Annotated in this window: 16 protein-coding genes; 7 read left to right on the top strand and 9 right to left on the bottom strand. The window is 54.1% G+C overall.

What is annotated here, in order from left to right; translation table 11 throughout:
- Positions 1 to 48: 48 nt before the first annotated feature.
- The 5 genes from pstB to ACX9GT_RS25330 all read left to right on the top strand — a co-directional run bounded on the left by pstB (position 49) and on the right by ACX9GT_RS25330 (position 4,100).
- Complete coding sequence (gene pstB / locus ACX9GT_RS25350; RefSeq protein WP_459400657.1) at positions 49 to 825, top strand: phosphate ABC transporter ATP-binding protein PstB; 777 nt, start codon at positions 49 to 51, stop codon at positions 823 to 825.
- Between the two features lie 12 nt (positions 826 to 837).
- Positions 838 to 1,569, top strand: a complete 732-nt coding sequence (phoU, locus tag ACX9GT_RS25345) for a phosphate signaling complex protein PhoU (RefSeq protein WP_473189253.1) — start codon at positions 838 to 840, stop codon at positions 1,567 to 1,569.
- Between the two features lie 167 nt (positions 1,570 to 1,736).
- Positions 1,737 to 2,576: an ABC transporter substrate-binding protein gene (locus ACX9GT_RS25340; RefSeq protein ID WP_473189252.1), complete on the top strand. Its 840-nt coding sequence runs from the start codon at positions 1,737 to 1,739 to the stop codon at positions 2,574 to 2,576.
- A gap of 56 nt (positions 2,577 to 2,632) precedes the next feature.
- The gene (locus tag ACX9GT_RS25335; protein ID WP_473189251.1) at positions 2,633 to 3,358 is read left to right on the top strand and encodes an amino acid ABC transporter permease; all 726 of its coding nucleotides are present in this window, start codon (positions 2,633 to 2,635) and stop codon (positions 3,356 to 3,358) included.
- 1 nt (position 3,359) lies between these two features.
- Entirely contained in the window at positions 3,360 to 4,100 is a 741-nt protein-coding gene (locus ACX9GT_RS25330) for an amino acid ABC transporter permease (protein ID WP_473189250.1), read from the top strand.
- Between the two features lie 5 nt (positions 4,101 to 4,105).
- On the opposite strand, the gene ACX9GT_RS25325 is transcribed toward ACX9GT_RS25330, so the two are convergent.
- The 4 genes from ACX9GT_RS25325 to ACX9GT_RS25310 are packed head-to-tail and all read right to left on the bottom strand — an operon-like array spanning position 4,106 to position 8,499.
- Positions 4,106 to 5,551 carry an NAD-dependent succinate-semialdehyde dehydrogenase gene (locus ACX9GT_RS25325; protein ID WP_473189249.1) on the bottom strand — a complete coding sequence of 482 codons (1,446 nt, stop codon included), beginning with the start codon at positions 5,549 to 5,551 and terminating at the stop codon, positions 4,106 to 4,108.
- Entirely contained in the window at positions 5,548 to 6,594 is a 1,047-nt protein-coding gene (locus ACX9GT_RS25320) for an aldo/keto reductase (protein ID WP_473189248.1), read from the bottom strand. Before ACX9GT_RS25320 ends, ACX9GT_RS25325 begins: the two co-directional genes overlap by 4 nt.
- A gap of 10 nt (positions 6,595 to 6,604) precedes the next feature.
- Entirely contained in the window at positions 6,605 to 7,108 is a 504-nt protein-coding gene (gene fae / locus ACX9GT_RS25315) for a formaldehyde-activating enzyme (protein WP_473189247.1), read from the bottom strand.
- 29 nt (positions 7,109 to 7,137) lie between these two features.
- Positions 7,138 to 8,499 carry an MFS transporter gene (locus ACX9GT_RS25310; RefSeq protein WP_473189246.1) on the bottom strand — a complete coding sequence of 454 codons (1,362 nt, stop codon included), beginning with the start codon at positions 8,497 to 8,499 and terminating at the stop codon, positions 7,138 to 7,140.
- A gap of 243 nt (positions 8,500 to 8,742) precedes the next feature.
- Between ACX9GT_RS25310 and ACX9GT_RS25305 the strand changes: the two genes are divergently transcribed.
- On the top strand, positions 8,743 to 9,735 hold the full coding sequence (locus ACX9GT_RS25305; protein WP_473189245.1) for a LysR family transcriptional regulator: 993 nt from the start codon (positions 8,743 to 8,745) through the stop codon (positions 9,733 to 9,735).
- Between the two features lie 415 nt (positions 9,736 to 10,150).
- Here ACX9GT_RS25305 and yieH read toward each other — a convergent pair whose 3' ends face one another.
- Positions 10,151 to 10,816, bottom strand: coding sequence for a 6-phosphogluconate phosphatase (gene yieH / locus ACX9GT_RS25300; protein ID WP_473189244.1), 666 nt, complete (start codon positions 10,814 to 10,816; stop codon positions 10,151 to 10,153).
- A gap of 213 nt (positions 10,817 to 11,029) precedes the next feature.
- On the opposite strand from yieH, the gene ACX9GT_RS25295 reads away from it, so the two are divergent.
- Entirely contained in the window at positions 11,030 to 12,367 is a 1,338-nt protein-coding gene (locus ACX9GT_RS25295) for an NCS2 family permease (protein ID WP_473189243.1), read from the top strand.
- A 38-nt stretch (positions 12,368 to 12,405) separates the two neighbouring features.
- Here ACX9GT_RS25295 and ACX9GT_RS25290 read toward each other — a convergent pair whose 3' ends face one another.
- From ACX9GT_RS25290 to mnmE, 4 genes are all read right to left on the bottom strand, one after another.
- On the bottom strand, positions 12,406 to 13,458 hold the full coding sequence (locus ACX9GT_RS25290) for an alpha/beta hydrolase (protein ID WP_473189242.1): 1,053 nt from the start codon (positions 13,456 to 13,458) through the stop codon (positions 12,406 to 12,408).
- A gap of 88 nt (positions 13,459 to 13,546) precedes the next feature.
- Entirely contained in the window at positions 13,547 to 14,113 is a 567-nt protein-coding gene (locus tag ACX9GT_RS25285) for an NADPH-dependent FMN reductase (RefSeq protein ID WP_473189241.1), read from the bottom strand.
- A 245-nt stretch (positions 14,114 to 14,358) separates the two neighbouring features.
- A complete protein-coding gene (locus ACX9GT_RS25280; protein ID WP_473189240.1) occupies positions 14,359 to 15,072 on the bottom strand; it encodes a 4'-phosphopantetheinyl transferase family protein in 714 nt (237 codons plus the stop codon).
- A 216-nt stretch (positions 15,073 to 15,288) separates the two neighbouring features.
- Positions 15,289 to 16,653, bottom strand: a complete 1,365-nt coding sequence (gene mnmE / locus ACX9GT_RS25275; RefSeq protein ID WP_473189239.1) for a tRNA uridine-5-carboxymethylaminomethyl(34) synthesis GTPase MnmE — start codon at positions 16,651 to 16,653, stop codon at positions 15,289 to 15,291.
- Between the last annotated feature and the right edge of the window lie 58 nt (positions 16,654 to 16,711).

Below are 16,711 nucleotides of genomic sequence, written 5' to 3'. Positions count from 1 at the left end.
AAATTTAAGCGTCAGCCTGGCTGGCGCGGTGAAAAGAGAGAAGTCTTGATGAGCATTGTTGACTCCGCTTCCAGCAGCAAAATTCAGGTACGCGATCTGAACTTTTACTATGGCAAATTCCATGCGCTGAAAAACATCACGTTGGATATTGCCAAGAATAAAGTAACCGCGTTTATCGGCCCGTCAGGCTGTGGTAAATCCACCCTGTTGCGTACCTTCAACAAGATGTATCAGCTGTACCCAGAACAGCGGGCTGAAGGTGATATCCTGCTGGATGGGCAAAACATTCTGACCGATAACCAGGACATTGCCCTGCTGCGCGCCAAAGTGGGCATGGTATTCCAGAAACCGACGCCGTTCCCGATGTCGATTTACGACAACATCGCCTTTGGCGTGCGCCTGTTTGAGAAGCTGTCGCGTGCCGATATGGACGAGCGCGTGCAGTGGGCGCTGACCAAAGCGGCGCTGTGGAACGAAACCAAAGACAAGCTGCATCAGAGCGGCTACAGCCTGTCCGGTGGTCAGCAGCAGCGTTTGTGCATTGCGCGCGGCATCGCTATTCGCCCAGAGGTGTTGTTGCTGGATGAACCTTGCTCGGCGCTGGATCCAATCTCTACCGGTAAAATTGAAGAGCTGATCAGCGAACTGAAGTCTGACTACACAGTGGTGATTGTGACCCACAATATGCAGCAGGCGGCGCGCTGTTCAGATTCCACCGCATTTATGTATCTGGGCGAATTGATCGAGTTCAGTGATACTGACACCCTGTTCACTGCGCCGCAGAAAAAGCAGACCGAAGATTACATTACTGGCCGTTATGGTTGATGAGGATGCATCATGGATAACCTGAATTTAAACAAACACATCTCCGGCCAGTTCAACGCAGAGCTTGAGCACATCCGCACCCAGGTGTTGACCATGGGCGGGCTGGTGGAACAGCAACTGACTGACGCGATCACCGCGATGCATAATCAGGACGGTGAGTTGGCCAAGCAGGTGATCGAAGGCGATGCCAAGGTCAATATGATGGAAGTGGCGATCGATGAAGCCTGTGTGCGCATCATTGCCAAACGCCAGCCAACGGCCAGCGACCTGCGCCTGGTGATGGCGATCATCAAAACCATTTCCGAGCTGGAACGGATTGGCGACGTAGCGGATAAAATCTGCCGCACCGCGTTGGAGAAATTCTCCCACCAGCATCAGCCGCTGCTGGTGAGCCTGGAGTCGCTTGGCCGCCACACCGTGCAGATGCTGCACGACGTGCTGGATGCCTTTGCGCGTATGGATCTGGATGAAGCGATCCGCATCTACCGCGAAGACAAAAAAGTCGATCAGGAATATGAAGGCATCGTGCGCCAACTGATGACCTACATGATGGAAGATCCACGCACTATTCCGAGCGTGCTGACCGCGCTGTTCTGCGCCCGCTCTATCGAGCGCATCGGCGATCGCTGCCAGAATATCTGCGAATTTATCTTCTACTTCGTCAAAGGCCAGGATTTCCGCCATCTGGGCGGCGATGCGCTGGAAACGCTGCTGTCTGAAACCAAAGACGAGAAGAAAGCGTAATTTCACCAATGAGTTACTTGTAAAGGCGCTGAAAACAGCGCCTTTAGTACATTTAAAAGCCATAAAGTTAAAATGGTTATAAATATAGCGTTTAATATTATTTCCTGACCTAAGAGAGGCTTGCTAGCTTATCAGCCAGCACAACATCATCCCCTTAGGAGCCTTTCATGAAACAGCGCGTTCTCGCCTTAACCCTGCTAGCCAGCTTGACCAGCCTTGTTGTGGGAGCTGCCCATGCCGATAAACTCGACGATATTAAAAAAGCCGGTGTGGTGCGTATCGCAGTATTCGACAGTAACCCGCCGTTTGGTTACATCGACCCGCAAACGAAAAAGCTGGTGGGCTATGACGTGGATGTGGCAGATGCCATTGGGAAAGCGCTGGGTGTGAAAGTGGAACTGCGTGCCACCAACCCGGCCAACCGTATTCCTCTGCTGGTGTCCAAGAAGGTCGATCTGATCGCCGCTAACTTCACCATTACCGATGAGCGTGCCAAAGAAGTGAACTTTAGCGTGCCGTATTTCGCTACCGGCCAGAAATTCATTGCTCACAAAGGCGTGCTGAAAACCCCGGAAGACATCAAAAAACTGCGCATTGGTGCAGATAAAGGCACGGTGCAGGAAATTACTCTGCGCGAGCATTACCCTACCGCTAAAGTGATCTCTTACGACGATACGCCATTGGCGTTTGTTGCACTGCGTAACGGCAACGTACAGGCGATTACCCAGGATGACGCCAAGCTGGTTGGTCTGCTGGGCAACCTGCCAGCCGCGCAAAAAGCGGATTTCGAAATTTCTCCGTTCAGTATCACCAAAGAGTACCAAGGCGTTGGCGTTCCTAAAGGTGAAGAACGTCTGACCGCCACCATTAACGATACGCTGATCAAGCTGGAACAAGACGGTGAAGCGGTGAAGCTTTACGATCGCTGGTTCGGCCCGGAAACCAATTCTGCCCAGCCGCGTGGCAGCTTCAAGATTGGCCCGTTGGATCAACAGCCTAAAGCCTAATCTCCCTTTGCCCTCTCCGGTTGGGGGAGGGTTGAGGTGAGGGGGAAATACCGCAGATGAATTTGCAACAACTCTCAGATTGGCTGCTGGCGCCACACTATCTGAGCTGGCTATGGCATGGCTTCCTGATGACGCTATGGCTATCGGCCTGCGCCGGGCTGGCCGCCACGCTGCTGGGATTTGCTCTGGCCGCCATGCGGGACAGCACCCTTCGCCCGTTAAGCTGGCTGGCGGTGGCTTATAGCGCGTTATTTCGTAATACCCCCCTGTTGGTACAACTGTTCTTCTGGTATTTCGCCGCCGGGCAAATCCTGCCCTCAGCCGCCATGCAGTGGCTGAATACCCCGCATGTATTGGGATGGTTCGAGTGGCCCTCGTTTGAATTTCTGGCGGGTTTTTTTGGCCTGACGCTCTATTCCACCGCCTTTATTGCCGAAGAGATCCGCTCCGGTATCCGTGGCGTTGCCGGTGGGCAAAAGTACGCCGCCAACGCGCTGGGGCTGACCGGCTGGCAATCCATGCGTTACGTGGTGCTGCCGCAGGCGCTGAAAATCGCTTTTCCGCCGTTGCTGGGGCAGTACATGAACGTAATCAAAAATTCGTCGCTGACCATGGCTATCGGCGTGGCGGAACTGTCTTACGCTTCGCGTCAGGTAGAAACCGAAACCCTGCGCACCTTCCAGGCGTTTGGCGTGGCGACGGTGTTGTATATCGCGATTATTGCCCTGCTGGAAGGCTGGGGCATGTGGCGTCAGCAGCGTAAACCGCTCGGGGGGCACTAAGATGGATTTCACCGTTATCCACGAGAACTTAGGTTACCTGCTGTGGGGCACTTTCCCCGACGGGCCGTTGGGCGGCGCAGCGCTGACGTTGGCGATCAGCCTGATGGCCGGGGTAGCCTCGGCGATCTTGGGCACCTTGCTGGGCGTGGCGCTGGCGATGTCGCGCGGTGTGCTGGCTGGGTTACTGGCGGTGGTACTAGGGTTTTTCCGCGCCATCCCGGTGATCATGCTGATTTTCTGGACTTACTTCCTGCTGCCAATGGTGTTCGGTGTCGATATTCCAGAGATTACCACCGTGGTGTGTGCGCTGGCGCTGATCGCTTCGGCCTATCTGGCCCATGCGGTCAAAGCGGGGATCGTCGCCATCGGTGCCGGGCAGTGGCAGGCGGGGCTTTCCTTGGGGCTGAATCGCTGGCAGGTGCTGTTGCTGATCGTCTTGCCGCAGGCGCTGCGCATGATGGTGCCTTCGTTTATCAACCAGTGGATCTCATTGATTAAAGATACTTCACTGGCTTATATCGTTGGCGTTGGTGAACTGACTTTCCTGGCCACCCAGGTGAATAACCGCAGCATGGTCTATCCGATGGAGGTGTTCCTGTTTGTGGCACTGGTGTATTTCATCTTCTGCCTAACGCTGGATATCTTGGCAAACGCGTTAAATAAGCGCTTTAGCCCGCAGGCCAAAGCGCTGAAACGTGGTTGGCGCTGGTGGCGCAATCGGCCACCGTTGCCGTCTAGCTAGACGGCTTACAGCAACTGCCCCAGATTGACGTATTTGGTTTCCATGTATTCATCCAGGCCCATATCCGAGCCTTCGCGCCCCAAGCCAGACTCTTTCACCCCACCGAAAGGGGCCACTTCGGTGGAAATAATCCCTTCGTTGATGCCGACCATACCGCTTTCCAGCGCCTGGCTGACGCGGAAAGCGCGCGCCAAATCGCGGGTATACAGATAAGCCGCCAGCCCGAACGGCGTCGCATTGGCGCGAGCGATCGCTTCTTGCTCATCGGTGAAGCGGAAACAGGCGGCCAGCGGGCCGAAGGTTTCTTCATGGGCTAACCGCATCTGTTCATTGGCTTCAGCCAGCACGGTAGGTTGGTAGAACGAACCGCCCAGCGCATGGCGCTCGCCGCCGCACATCAGCTTGGCACCCAGCTTCAGCGCGTCCTGCACGTGGGCTGCCACTTTCTCTGCTGCTTTCACATGGATCAATGGCCCCTGTTGTGCTCCCGGCGTCATGCCCGGTGCTACTTTTAACGCCTGTGCGGCTTCGGTCAGTTTCTGGACAAAACGATCGTAAATACCGGCCTGAATATAGAAACGGTTTACGCACACGCAGGTTTGCCCGCTGTTGCGGAATTTTGCCGCCATCGCACCGGCAACGGCAGCGTCGAGATCCGCATCGTCGAACACGATAAACGGCGCATTACCACCCAGCTCCAGCGACAGCTTTTTCACCGTATCAGCCGCCTGACGCATCAATAACTTGCCAGTAGGCGTGGAGCCAGTGAAGGAGACTTTACGCACCAGCGGGCTGGCCATTAATGTTTCACCAATAGCCACGGTATCGCCAGAAACGGCGTTAATGACGCCCGCAGGAACCCCGGCCTGCTCCGCCAGCACGATCAGCGCAAAGGCCGAAAGCGGCGTTTCATTGGCCGGTTTAATCACTGCGGTGCAACCAGCGGCCAGCGCCGGGCCGAGCTTGCGCGTCAGCATTGCCAGCGGGAAGTTCCACGGCGTGATCGCGGCAATCACCCCAACCGGCTCCTTAAACGTAAAGATCTGGTTACCCGCTTTGGTTGCCGGAATGGTTTTGCCGTTGGCGCGTTTAGCCTCTTCGGCAAACCATTCGATAAAGCTGGCGGCATAGGCCACTTCACCGGTTGCTTCGCTCAGCACTTTGCCTTGCTCGGTGACCATCAACTCCGCCAACGCTTTTTGATGCTGCATAATCAACTGGAACCAGCGTTGCAAGATTTCTGCTCGCGCTTTGGCGGTTTGAGCGCGCCAAGCGGGGAGTGCAGCAGCAGCGGCGTTAATAGCAGCCTGGGTTTCAGCACGGCCTGCCAGCGCCACATCGGCCACCCTTTCGCCGTTGGCTGGATTATCGACCGGATAAGTTTGGGCTGTGGTTTGCCATGCCCCGTTGCAATACCAACCGGTACGCAACAGTGAAGAATAAGCCGTCATGCAATGTTCCTTGTTTCCAGGTTATCCAGCGCGAATAAACCGCGTGCCGGGCGGCTTTCACGCGCAATGCGCTTACCCGCGGTGTAGTCGTTAATCACATCGCACGGGGTGTAATGGCGTTCCAGTTCGTAGCGTTCGTCTTCGCTAAGTGGCGTGTTCAGTGCCGCCACGGCGCTGTCGATCTGTTGCACGGAATCAGCGCCCACCAACATGCAATCCACGCCAGGGTGATTGATCACCCAAGCCTGGGCGATTTGTGCGGGGGGAACACCGCGCAGTTGCGCGACATGGCTGACCGATTGTGCAACGTTAAGCGAAGTTGCATCAGCATACATTTCCTGGGTAAAGAAGTCGGTTTTGTTGCGCACAGAATTGAAATCACAGCTCAGCAGCCCGCGCGCCAGCGGGCTGAATACCGAAACTCCCAGCCCTTGATCGCGGCAGAACGGGATCATTTCACGTTCTTCTTCGCGGTAAGCGCAGTTGAGCTGTAGCTGCATGTTGATCGGCTTGGCGTAGCCGTTACGCTCGCAGCACCACAGGATCTTGGCCAGTTGCCAGGTAGACATGGTGGAAACCCCCACGTAGCGCGCTTTGCCGGAGCGCACGATATCGTTCATCGCGGCCCAGGTTTCTTCGATCGGTGTATTGATGTCGAAATAGTGCAGCATATAGATATCCACGTAGTCGGTGCCCAGGCGGCGCAGGCTGGCGTCGATGCTCTCCATAATGTGCTTGCGTGAATGCCCCTGATTATTGAGGCCAGCGCCGATCGGGTAACCCACTTTGGTGGTCAGCACCAGTTCGTCACGGTTGGCGATGCGGTTAATCACTCGCCCGACCACTTCTTCCCCTGCGCCGCTGGAGTAAAAGTCGGCCAGATCGATAAAGTTAATCCCGCTTTCCAAAGCGTGGCGGATCAATGGCTCGCTCTGCGCTTCATCGAAAATCCACGGCTTCCACTGTTTGCTGCCCATATTCATGGTGCCCAGGCACAAACGTGAGACTTTCAGGCCACATTGACCCAAGTTGATGTATTCCATGGCGCTTTCCTCAGGCTTTTGGCGTATAGAACGGGTTACCCAGCTGCGGCAGGGCTTGGGTTAACTGGCGGCGCGTCGGTAATTTTTCCATCGCCGCGCGGATTGCCTGAGTACAAGCACGATAGTTGTTGCGGTAAACCTCATCGATATCGTTACAGCCTGGATTTACCCAGTTGGCGGTGACGATGCACCATTCGTCTTCGGCTTCTGCGGGCAGAATGCCTTCCAGTAACGCCTCGGTCACCGCTTTGGCGATCGCCGCCTGCGATGCGCCCCAGGTGGCGTTGCCGTGCAGCTCCCCGCTGATTTCTGCTTTGTTAACGTACAGCGTCATCGGTTTGGCGGGGACGTTAGGCTTGATCACCACCATAAACGGGCAGTGGCCTTGGCTGGGCGAAGCCAGGCTGGCAGAGAACGCCTGGCCGACCACGCCATTACGCGGACCGATCATGATATTGATATGCGAGGCGTTCACGCCGTTGCCTGCAAAACCTTCACCGATATACATTTCCACTAAAAGATCTCCTGTTTTTTAAGATGATGTTATTTCGCGATGGCGGCGAATGTGTTCTCTGCCTGAGGCTGTGAGTCCTGTGCGGCATCCACCAGCGTCAACCCTTTGGTTTCCGGTGCCCAGGCAATGGAAACAATCGCACCAATAATCAGAATCAATGCCAGCATGCCGGTCGTGGCGGGCATACCGTAATGTGCAATCGAGAGTGGCAGCAGGCCGGTGCCGATAGCAGAACCCAACCGACTGATTGATAATGAAAAACCAACCCCCATAGAACGGACTTCGGTAGGGAAGCTTTCGGCAGGGAATACGCCCACCAGATTGCTGACTGCCGACATGACCAGCGTGAAAGCGGCAAAGATGGCGATCAGCCAGGCGGTCTGGCTGGCAGGGATCAGGCTCAGCATCACCAGACAGGCCGCAAGAAAGATAAAGGAGCCAATCAGGAACCCACGACGTGAACACATCACCGTGAGCACGATCCCTAATAAAGCCCCAACGATCAGCAGGCCATTGAGTAGCAGGTCGGTAGCAAAGTTATTGTCCAACCCCATGATTTGCAGAATCGATGGCAGGAAGGTGTAGATTGAGAAATAAGGGATCACCAGGCAGACAAAAAACAGACTGTTGAATGCGGTGCGGCGGCGATATTTGGCACCGAACAGCGACAGAAAACGTTGCTGAGACACGGCCTGCACTTCGTCATTGAGCGCCACGTTCGGCCCGAAGTGTTTATGTACGATCGCCATCGCCTGCTCGCGTCGCCCTTTACCCATCAGCCAGCGTGGTGATTCTGGCGTGCCGATGCGCATCAGCAGAATAGCCAGCGCCGGTAGTGCAGAAGAGCACAGCAGCCAACGCCAGGCATCGGGGCCGGTCGCGGTCAGGAAATGGCCGACGATCCCTGCTCCAACGTAACCAAATGTCCAGACCACGCTGAAAGCGCCGAGCAACACGCCTCGTTGTTTACGTGGTGAGAATTCGGCCAGCATGGTGTGCCCTACCGCAAAATCCCCCCCTAAGCCGATGCCTATCATCACGCGTAGCAGGAATAATTGTTCGGGTGTGCTCACAAAGAACTGCAATGCGGAAGCGAGCGTGATGATAATAAAACTGAAAGAGAAGATTTTCTGGCGGCCGATGTAGTCGGAAATCCAGCCGAACATCAGGCTACCGATAAACAAGCCGATCAGGGCGGAACTGCCGAGCATCCCTTCCCAGAAAGCGGAAACCCCCATTTGTGGTTTGATTTGTGCCAGTGCAAAGCCGATAACGCCCAGCACGTAACCGTCGGTGAAGTGGGCGCCAAAGGTCAACCCGGCGATCTTGATATGGAAACGGTTTAACGGCACGTCATCCATACGGATCTGTTGTTGTGTTAGATGTTGCATGGACCTGTCCTCCTGTTGGAGCGGTGTTTGTAGGTGTATTGTTGGTTTTTTGTTTTTATCGCGTTAACAATGTGGCAGCGAGAGGCGCGGTAGGCGAGTGCGTTTTAGTCATACCCCTCAGCGGAAAATACATGTGATCTGCCTCTGGTTTTAGGGAGATAAATGCTGCGGGTGTAGATAAAACCCACCAGATTGGCAACATGCTGTTAACAATCAAAAGCATGATGCAGAGGTCTGTGGATCGTGAGAAAGCTCCCATCGCTCAGTATGTTGCGCGTATTTGAAGAAACCTGCCGGACGCTGAGCTTCAGCAAAGCGGCTGAAGCGCTGTTTATCACTCAAAGTGCGGCCAGCCGCCAGATCAAGCAGTTGGAGGAGTTTCTCGGTAAGTTGCTGTTTGTGCGCAGCCACAGCGGGCTAGCGCTGACTCAGGATGCCATGCTGTTACTGCCGGTGGTGCGGCAATCACTGGATATTCTGGAAGAAGGTGTGCGCCACGTGCAGTTGCACAATCCTCTACAGCACCTGCGGTTGCAGGTGGCGCCGACTTTCGCTACCCGTTGGTTGGCCCCGCGTTTAGTCACGCTGCGTCAGCGTAACAGCCAATTGCAGATCGCCCTGATCAGCGAAGCGCGGCAAAAATATTGTGACTTTGACTGTGCGGTGCGTTTTGGTGAGTGGGCAGAGAGTTGCGGTGGAGAATGGTTATGCCATGAACAACTGGTGCTGGTGGGCAGCCCGTTGCTGATGATTAACGGTGTGTTTCCACCGCTGAATACGCAGCCGCAGTTACATATTCTCAATGGTGATAGCCGCATGGATACCTGGCAGCGCTGGCTGGCGGCGGCTGGGAGCACAGAAGTGCAGGAACAAGGGGGGTTGGAGTTCAGCACGCAGGATCAGGTGATCAACGCCTGTATTACCGGCGCGGGTTACGCGGTGCTGGATAAAATGATGATCCGCAATGAATTACAGAGTGGTCTGCTGCTGCTGCTGTCACCGTTGGAGCTGAAAAGCACTAACGGTTACTGGCTGGAGATCCCATCCGGTAAGCGAGAACTGCCGCGCGTGTGTTATTTCCACGATTGGCTGCGGGCGGAAATTGGCCGGGGAGAAGCGGCTATAGAAGCCAGAAAGAATGAACGAGAGAAAGATAAAGCCAATATGCAAGCTATGAACGTATTCATTGATAAAGCGGGAATGCTTTCAGATGATGAGTTTTTTGGGGGGGTGTAATGACGCAATAATTTGATATGTAAAGTAATTTATCAACCTGGGTAAACATATTGCGATCCCACTTAGGTTCTCTACAAGTTTGGTCGTGAATATGTGGCATTGAACACCATCATTCAAGTTTCTTAAATTGTTTCCCTAATACATATATTATAATTATGCTAAGAATAAGCGTTATAAGCTGCCCTGTAAGATAGCCTAAGTTATACCTGCTTGGACCCTCGTTATATATTACTGTTATTGTCGCTGCGATATAAAAAAGGGAGAAAAATGTCAAAATGCAAAAAAAGGAAACCACTATTGCGAGCAATATGGTAATTGTTTTTGATACTATCCCTTTCATTTTTAATTCCTTTTTTGAAAAATCGCAAGCAACCTGTTGGCTGGAGATCCCGCCAGATAAGCGGGATCGGCCCGGCTAACGCGTAAGCTGCCAGCCGCGCTGTTGCCACAGCGCGGGCAACTGGGCCAGATCGTCAAACGTGGTGACTAACGGATGTTCGATCGGCTTATTGTGCGGATCGGCACAGAAGTAAAACACCGGGATCCCGGCCGCGATACCTGCTTGAGCACCGGCAGCAGAGTCATCCACCAGAATGCAGCGCTCCACCGGCACCTGCATCTGTTTTGCCGCGTGGAACACGATGGCCGGATCGGGCTTCCAGCGCTGAATATCGTAGCCGCTGAACAATCGGTCATCAAAATAGGACAGCATGTTGGTCAGCCCCAGCGAATGCTGCATTTTGCTCACCGGGCCGTTGGAAACGGTGCACATTGGTACCGCCATCTGCGCCAACAGTGCGCGGGCTCCGGCAATCGGTTGCAGCTCGGCATCAAACAGGCGCGCCACTTCCTGACGGTACACCGGCTCCAGCTCACTGACCGGTAAATTCACACCCTGTTCGGCATTAACCTGCTCGATAATTTCGTACAGCTTTATTCCTTTGAATTGCTTGAACACTTCTTCCAGCGAAAGCGTAATGCCAAAGTGCTCAAACATATGCACATACGCCTTGCTGCACAACACTTCGCTGTCTACCAGTGTGCCATCACAATCAAATAAAACACATTCAACCTGATTCATTGGGGTAAGGGTCCTCAGTTAAGCCATGATTGTTGTCACTTTAACCGGATTGTGCAGGATTGCGACCCTTTAAACATTTATTGACGATGAATATCAATAAATACAGTCCGTTGAAAAATTCGACTGAAAAAAGCCGGTGAGCAAGGTCAAAACGCCAACATTTTGTTATACGATAGCGCCCGAAAGTCCATTCCCCTCTTCGGAATCCTGATAATGAGCAAACAAGACATCAGCCTTGATGCAAAGCAAGGCTTGCTTGAGCGTGTGTTTAAACTCAAGCAGCATGGCACTACGGCACGGACGGAAACGATTGCCGGTCTTACCACCTTTTTAACCATGGTGTACATCGTGTTCGTTAACCCCCAGATCCTGGGTGCGGCGGGCATGGATACTCAGGCGGTGTTTGTGACTACCTGCCTGATCGCCGCTTTCGGCAGTATCTTCATGGGGCTGCTGGCTAACCTGCCGGTTGCGCTGGCACCGGCGATGGGCTTGAACGCCTTTTTCGCGTTTGTGGTGGTCGGTGCAATGGGGATTTCATGGCAGGTGGGTATGGGCGCGATTTTCTGGGGCGCCGTCGGCCTGCTGTTGCTGACCGTGTTGCGTATCCGCTACTGGATGATTGCCAATATTCCTCTCAGCCTGCGTGTGGGGATCACCAGCGGTATCGGCCTGTTTATTGCCATGATGGGGCTGAAAAATGCCGGTATCGTAGTGGCTAACCCGGATACGCTGGTGGCGGTCGGTAACCTGACTTCTCACAGTGTGCTGCTCGGGGCGCTGGGGTTTTTTATCATTGCGGTGCTGGCTTCGCGCAATATCCATGCGGCGGTACTGGTTTCCATTGTGGTTACCACGCTGATCGGCTGGATGCTGGGTGATGTGAAATATGGCGGCGTGTTCTCGATGCCACCGGATATCACTACCGTAGTGGGCCAGGTGGATTTGGCCGGTGCGTTGAATCTCAGCCTGGCTGGGGTGATCTTCGCCTTTATGCTGGTTAACCTGTTCGACTCTTCAGGCACCTTGATCGGCGTGACCGACAAAGCCGGGTTGACGGATGATAAAGGCCAGTTCCCACGTATGAAGCAGGCGCTGTACGTTGACAGTATCAGCTCGGTGGCCGGTTCGTTTATCGGTACCTCTTCCGTGACGGCCTATATTGAAAGCTCCGCCGGTGTTTCCATCGGTGGCCGTACCGGCCTCACCGCTGTGGTGGTGGGGATTCTGTTCCTGCTGGTGATCTTCCTGTCGCCGTTGGCGGGCATGGTACCGGCCTACGCCGCTGCGGGGGCGTTGATCTACGTGGGCGTGCTGATGACCTCCAGCCTGGCACGCGTGAAGTGGGAAGACATGACCGAAGCGGTTCCGGCTTTTGTCACCGCCGCCATGATGCCTTTCAGCTTCTCGATTACCGAAGGCATTGCTCTGGGCTTTATCTCTTACTGTGTGATGAAGCTCGGCACCGGCCGCTGGCGTGAAATCAGCCCCTGCGTGATCGTGGTGGCGCTGCTGTTTGTGCTTAAAATCGCGTTTGTTGACGGGCATTAAGTGCAGAAAAGAGGTCCAGCAAGCTGGGCCTCTTTACATCATAATCCCGGCGACGCATCCGTAGTCTTGCCCATCACCCAGCGTAATGGCTGGTTGAAACGTGCTTGCCAGCCACCGATCGCATCTTCTCCTTGGGCAAAATGCTCAATCTCGACCTGGTTCCTTTCGTTGAACAGATCGGCGAAATACAGTGCCGTAGCCTGATCGTCGAAATTCTGCCGATCGTAATAGGCGATCATAATCCGTTTTTTTTCTGCTAACGACTGTTTGGCTGGCGTGATTTCACCGCTCGGGGCAATCAACAGGGCGCCAGCATAAAACTGCGGGTATTTTGCTATCAGGTTGGCACCGTGCAGAGCGCCTTGCCCGCGTGCGGTCAGGAACACCTGTTTGGGATTTAACTTCAATACCGGCGTCAGGGAGCGTAGAGCACGCTGAATGGTGCTTTGAGTGCTCTCATCGCTGTAATTGGACCAGCGGAAGTTGTTCTCAGCCAACATCTGGGTGCCATTCAGCTCAATGTAGGCGACTCCGGCCTCCGCAAACAGCAGCCGGTCTTGTGGATTAATAGCCGCAGCCTGACCATAAGCGTGAAGATAGACGATGGTTGGCCAGCCTCCAGGCGGTGGTTCTCCGCTGGGGACGGCATAATGGGCTTTACCTTCAAACTGTGAGGCGTGTTGCTGATAGCGAGCCTTGGTTTTGGCAAGGATGGAACGGTAGGTTTCACCTTGCTGAATACTGTTGAATGCGCTGTCTTCCAACAGATTGTAGTAGTACCACAATCCGCGTTTGGCACTCAGTTGCAGATAACGTTCTGCAAGCTCGGTCTGGCCCTTTTCTGCCGAAGAAGCGGCCAGTTGATAAGGTGCCCAGACGTTCCGTTCATCTTCGCGCATCAGGGTCAGATACAACGACATGGCTTCCGTCTTTTTATCTTCCTGGCTATAGGCTAGCCGAGGCAATTGGGCATTCAGCGGGTGGTGCGTGGGGAGGTCTACCGGCTCTTCTCCGGCAGGGTAATGCATTTCTGCAGCAAACAGTGAACTGGTGGTGAAAGCCATCATCATGGCTAAAATAAAAAAACGCATAATAGTGTTACTTTGTTTTCTACTACATTAAATGGTGCGGTTTCTTCCATGAGCGGCGCCTTTTTGTCTCAAAACGCCGAAAGGAAAGTTACTTCACGCGACGAATATAATCGCTGAATGCAGACAACTGGCCGGTTAGAAAATCCAGCGTACCTTGATCTATCAACTCACCCGCTTGTTCATCAACCTTGTTCTGGATCACGCCCCCCATAAATTCGGGTTTGTTCATGACCATGGCATCAAGGAACACCAGGATCTGGCGCAGATGATATTGGCAACGTGCGCCGCCGATCGGCCCCATGGAACTGGTCTGAATGGCGACCGGTTTACCGGCCAGGGGTTGATTGGGCAGGCGGGAAAGCCAGTCAATGGCATTTTTCAGGCCGCCGGGAACCGAATAGTTATATTCTGGCGTAACGATAATGACCCCATCAGCCTGGCGGATGTGTTCCGCAATGGCTTCAACCGCAGCGGGAAAGCCGTCTTCTTGTTGCCGATCGGCGTCGTAAAGAGGGATATCGCGAATCGAAGGAAGCGCTTCGATGGTTACGCCATACGGTGCCAGCTTGGGTAAGCTGCGGGCGATCATGGCGTTATAAGAACCTTTACGCAGGCTGCCCAGCAACGTGACGATTTTTAGTGTTTGCTCTGACATATGATGATTCTCCCTTTCTAGTGAACAGATTCAGCTTGTACCAACAGATTTTAGCTGCGGCTGGAAGGCTCTGCCGCCTGAAAAGTGAGGGTATAAAACAACCGGCAAATAGTAGGGCAAATTTTCAACAGATCATAGGCCAGTTCTGCATATTTATCTGTTTTTACAATTCTGTGTAGGAATTAATGCGTTTAAAAAAGTTTTATTTCAGATATTTCCGCCATGAGCAGGCATTAATCGGTAATTCAGCGTGCAGACAGGCTGGTCAGTTTCAGAAAGTGCGTTGAAGGGGGTGGGTTGCGTGATGATATTTCACTGCTTTTCCGCAACCCTAGCCGATCGTCATACTGCCAGCAAATCAGGCGCTCCAACCCCGGTGTACGAGCGCAAGCCCAACTCAGGTATTCCCCGGCGTCACTCATCACTTGCACATGCGGTGTAGCGCTGGAGCGTAAATGCCCGGAAAAGGGGTGCAGATGCAGCGTTCCCTGCCCATCGTTACTCAGGCCACAAAGCTTCAACACGCATTGGCGAATACTCCATAGCTGAGTTTCAGCCTCCAGCCGATCAGACTGCGCTTCAATCCAGGCGTGCTCGGTAACGGATTGGTATTGCTGTTGCAGATTACGGCCGCGTGCGCGCATCACTTCAATATCCAACCCGACCTTGCCTTCAAGGCTCAGCAAGGCACCTACCGTGCTACCTGCATAAGCAAGGCTGAAATCAGGTAAGTAGGGATCGACAAAGTGGGGCCGCCCGTTAGGCGTGGTGGTGATGGGGGGCAGAACGGGCAGGCGATACAGATAGAACATCATTTCAGCCAGCAGGATCCGGCCTTGCAGAAAACGCCTGCGGCGCTTAATGGAGAAGTTTAGTGTTTTTTCAATCAGATCGCTGGATAGCCGATGGGTGTTCAAAATCCCTGAGGTGGTATCCCATCGGATAAAGTGGCAAGCCATTACTCACTCCATGATCGAGGCTGACAAAAAACTGGAATGCTAGATTAAGCATAACGTCAGGTTTTTTCATCAAAAAACAGTATGCGTATTATCTTATTTATTTAAATTTTGAATGTTTTTCAGCAGAAGACACTCTTAGAGTGTGGAATAAAAACCCCACAAAACAACCCGTCATGTGGGATTTATAGAAATGGCAGGGTATTTAGCAACTGGGGCTTATTTACCGATACAGAAACTGGAGAAAATACGCCCCAGCAGATCGTCGGAAGTGAATTCACCGGTGATTTCGCTCAACGCCTGCTGCGCCAAGCGTAATTCCTCGGCCAACAGCTCCCCCGCGTAAGCGCTCACTAACTGTTCTTTACCTTGCACCAGATGCTGGGCTGCCTGCTCCAGGGCTTGCAAATGGCGGCGGCGAGCCAGGAAACCGCCCTCCATATTGCTGGTAAAGCCCATGCTTTGCTTCAGGTGATCACGCAGCAGGTCAATGCCTTCGCCGGTACGTGCTGACAGGCGAATAAGTGAGTGGCCATTCACTTCGGTCATACCCAGAGTTTCGCCCGTGATATCGGCTTTGTTACGCACCACGGTGATCGGCAGATTGCTGGGCAAGCGGGCCATAAACTCCGGCCAGATTTCGCTGGGTTCGGTTGCGGCGGTGGTGGTTCCATCCACCATAAACAGCACGCGGTCGGCCTGTTCTATCTCATTCCACGCACGTTCGATGCCGATGCGTTCCACTTCGTCACTGGCTTCGCGCAGGCCTGCGGTATCGATAATATGCAACGGCATCCCATCGATATGAATATGTTCACGCAGTACGTCGCGCGTGGTGCCAGCGATATCGGTGACGATCGCTGCCTCACGCCCGGCCAGTTCATTGAGCAGGCTGGACTTCCCGGCGTTGGGCCGCCCGGCAATCACCACTTTCATCCCTTCACGCAGCAAGCTGCCCTGGCGCGCTTCGGTACGCACGTTGTCCAGATCGGCCATCACGTCATTGAGCTGTGCTTCGATTTTGCCGTCGGAAAGGAAATCAATCTCTTCATCGGGGAAGTCGATCGCCGCTTCCACATAGATGCGCAGGTGAGTAAGTGCTTCCACAAGCTGATGGATGCGCGTGGAAAACGCACCCTGTAGCGAGTTCATCGCCGAACGGGCCGCCTGTTCGGAACTGGCGTCGATCAGATCGGCAATCGCTTCAGCCTGTGCCAGATCCAGCTTATCGTTGAGAAATGCACGTTCAGAGAATTCACCCGGCCGCGCAATGCGCACGCCGGGCAGTGCCAGCACGCGTTTGAGCAGCAGATCGAGGATCACCGGCCCGCCGTGGCCTTGCAGTTCCAGCACGTCTTCACCGGTGAAGGAGTTCGGGCCGGGGAACCATAAGGCGATGCCCTGATCGAGAACCGCACCAGCGGCATCGCGGAACGGCAGGTAATCGGCGTAGCGCGGCTTTGGCAGTTTGCCGAGCAACGCCTGAGCGACGTCTTTCGCATTGCGGCCGGAAATGCGCAGAATGCCGACGCCGCCGCGCCCCGGCGGGGTGGCAAGGGCAGCGATAGTATCGGTGGTGCTCATAACAGGTTATCTCTCTGACAATATGCAAAAAGGCGGTCGAATGACCGCCTTTGAGTTT

This window comes from Serratia sp. YWN4 (assembly GCF_055790845.1).
The sequence above is the reverse complement of the archived record's forward strand: the minus strand, read 5'-3'. Positions and strand labels throughout refer to the sequence as shown.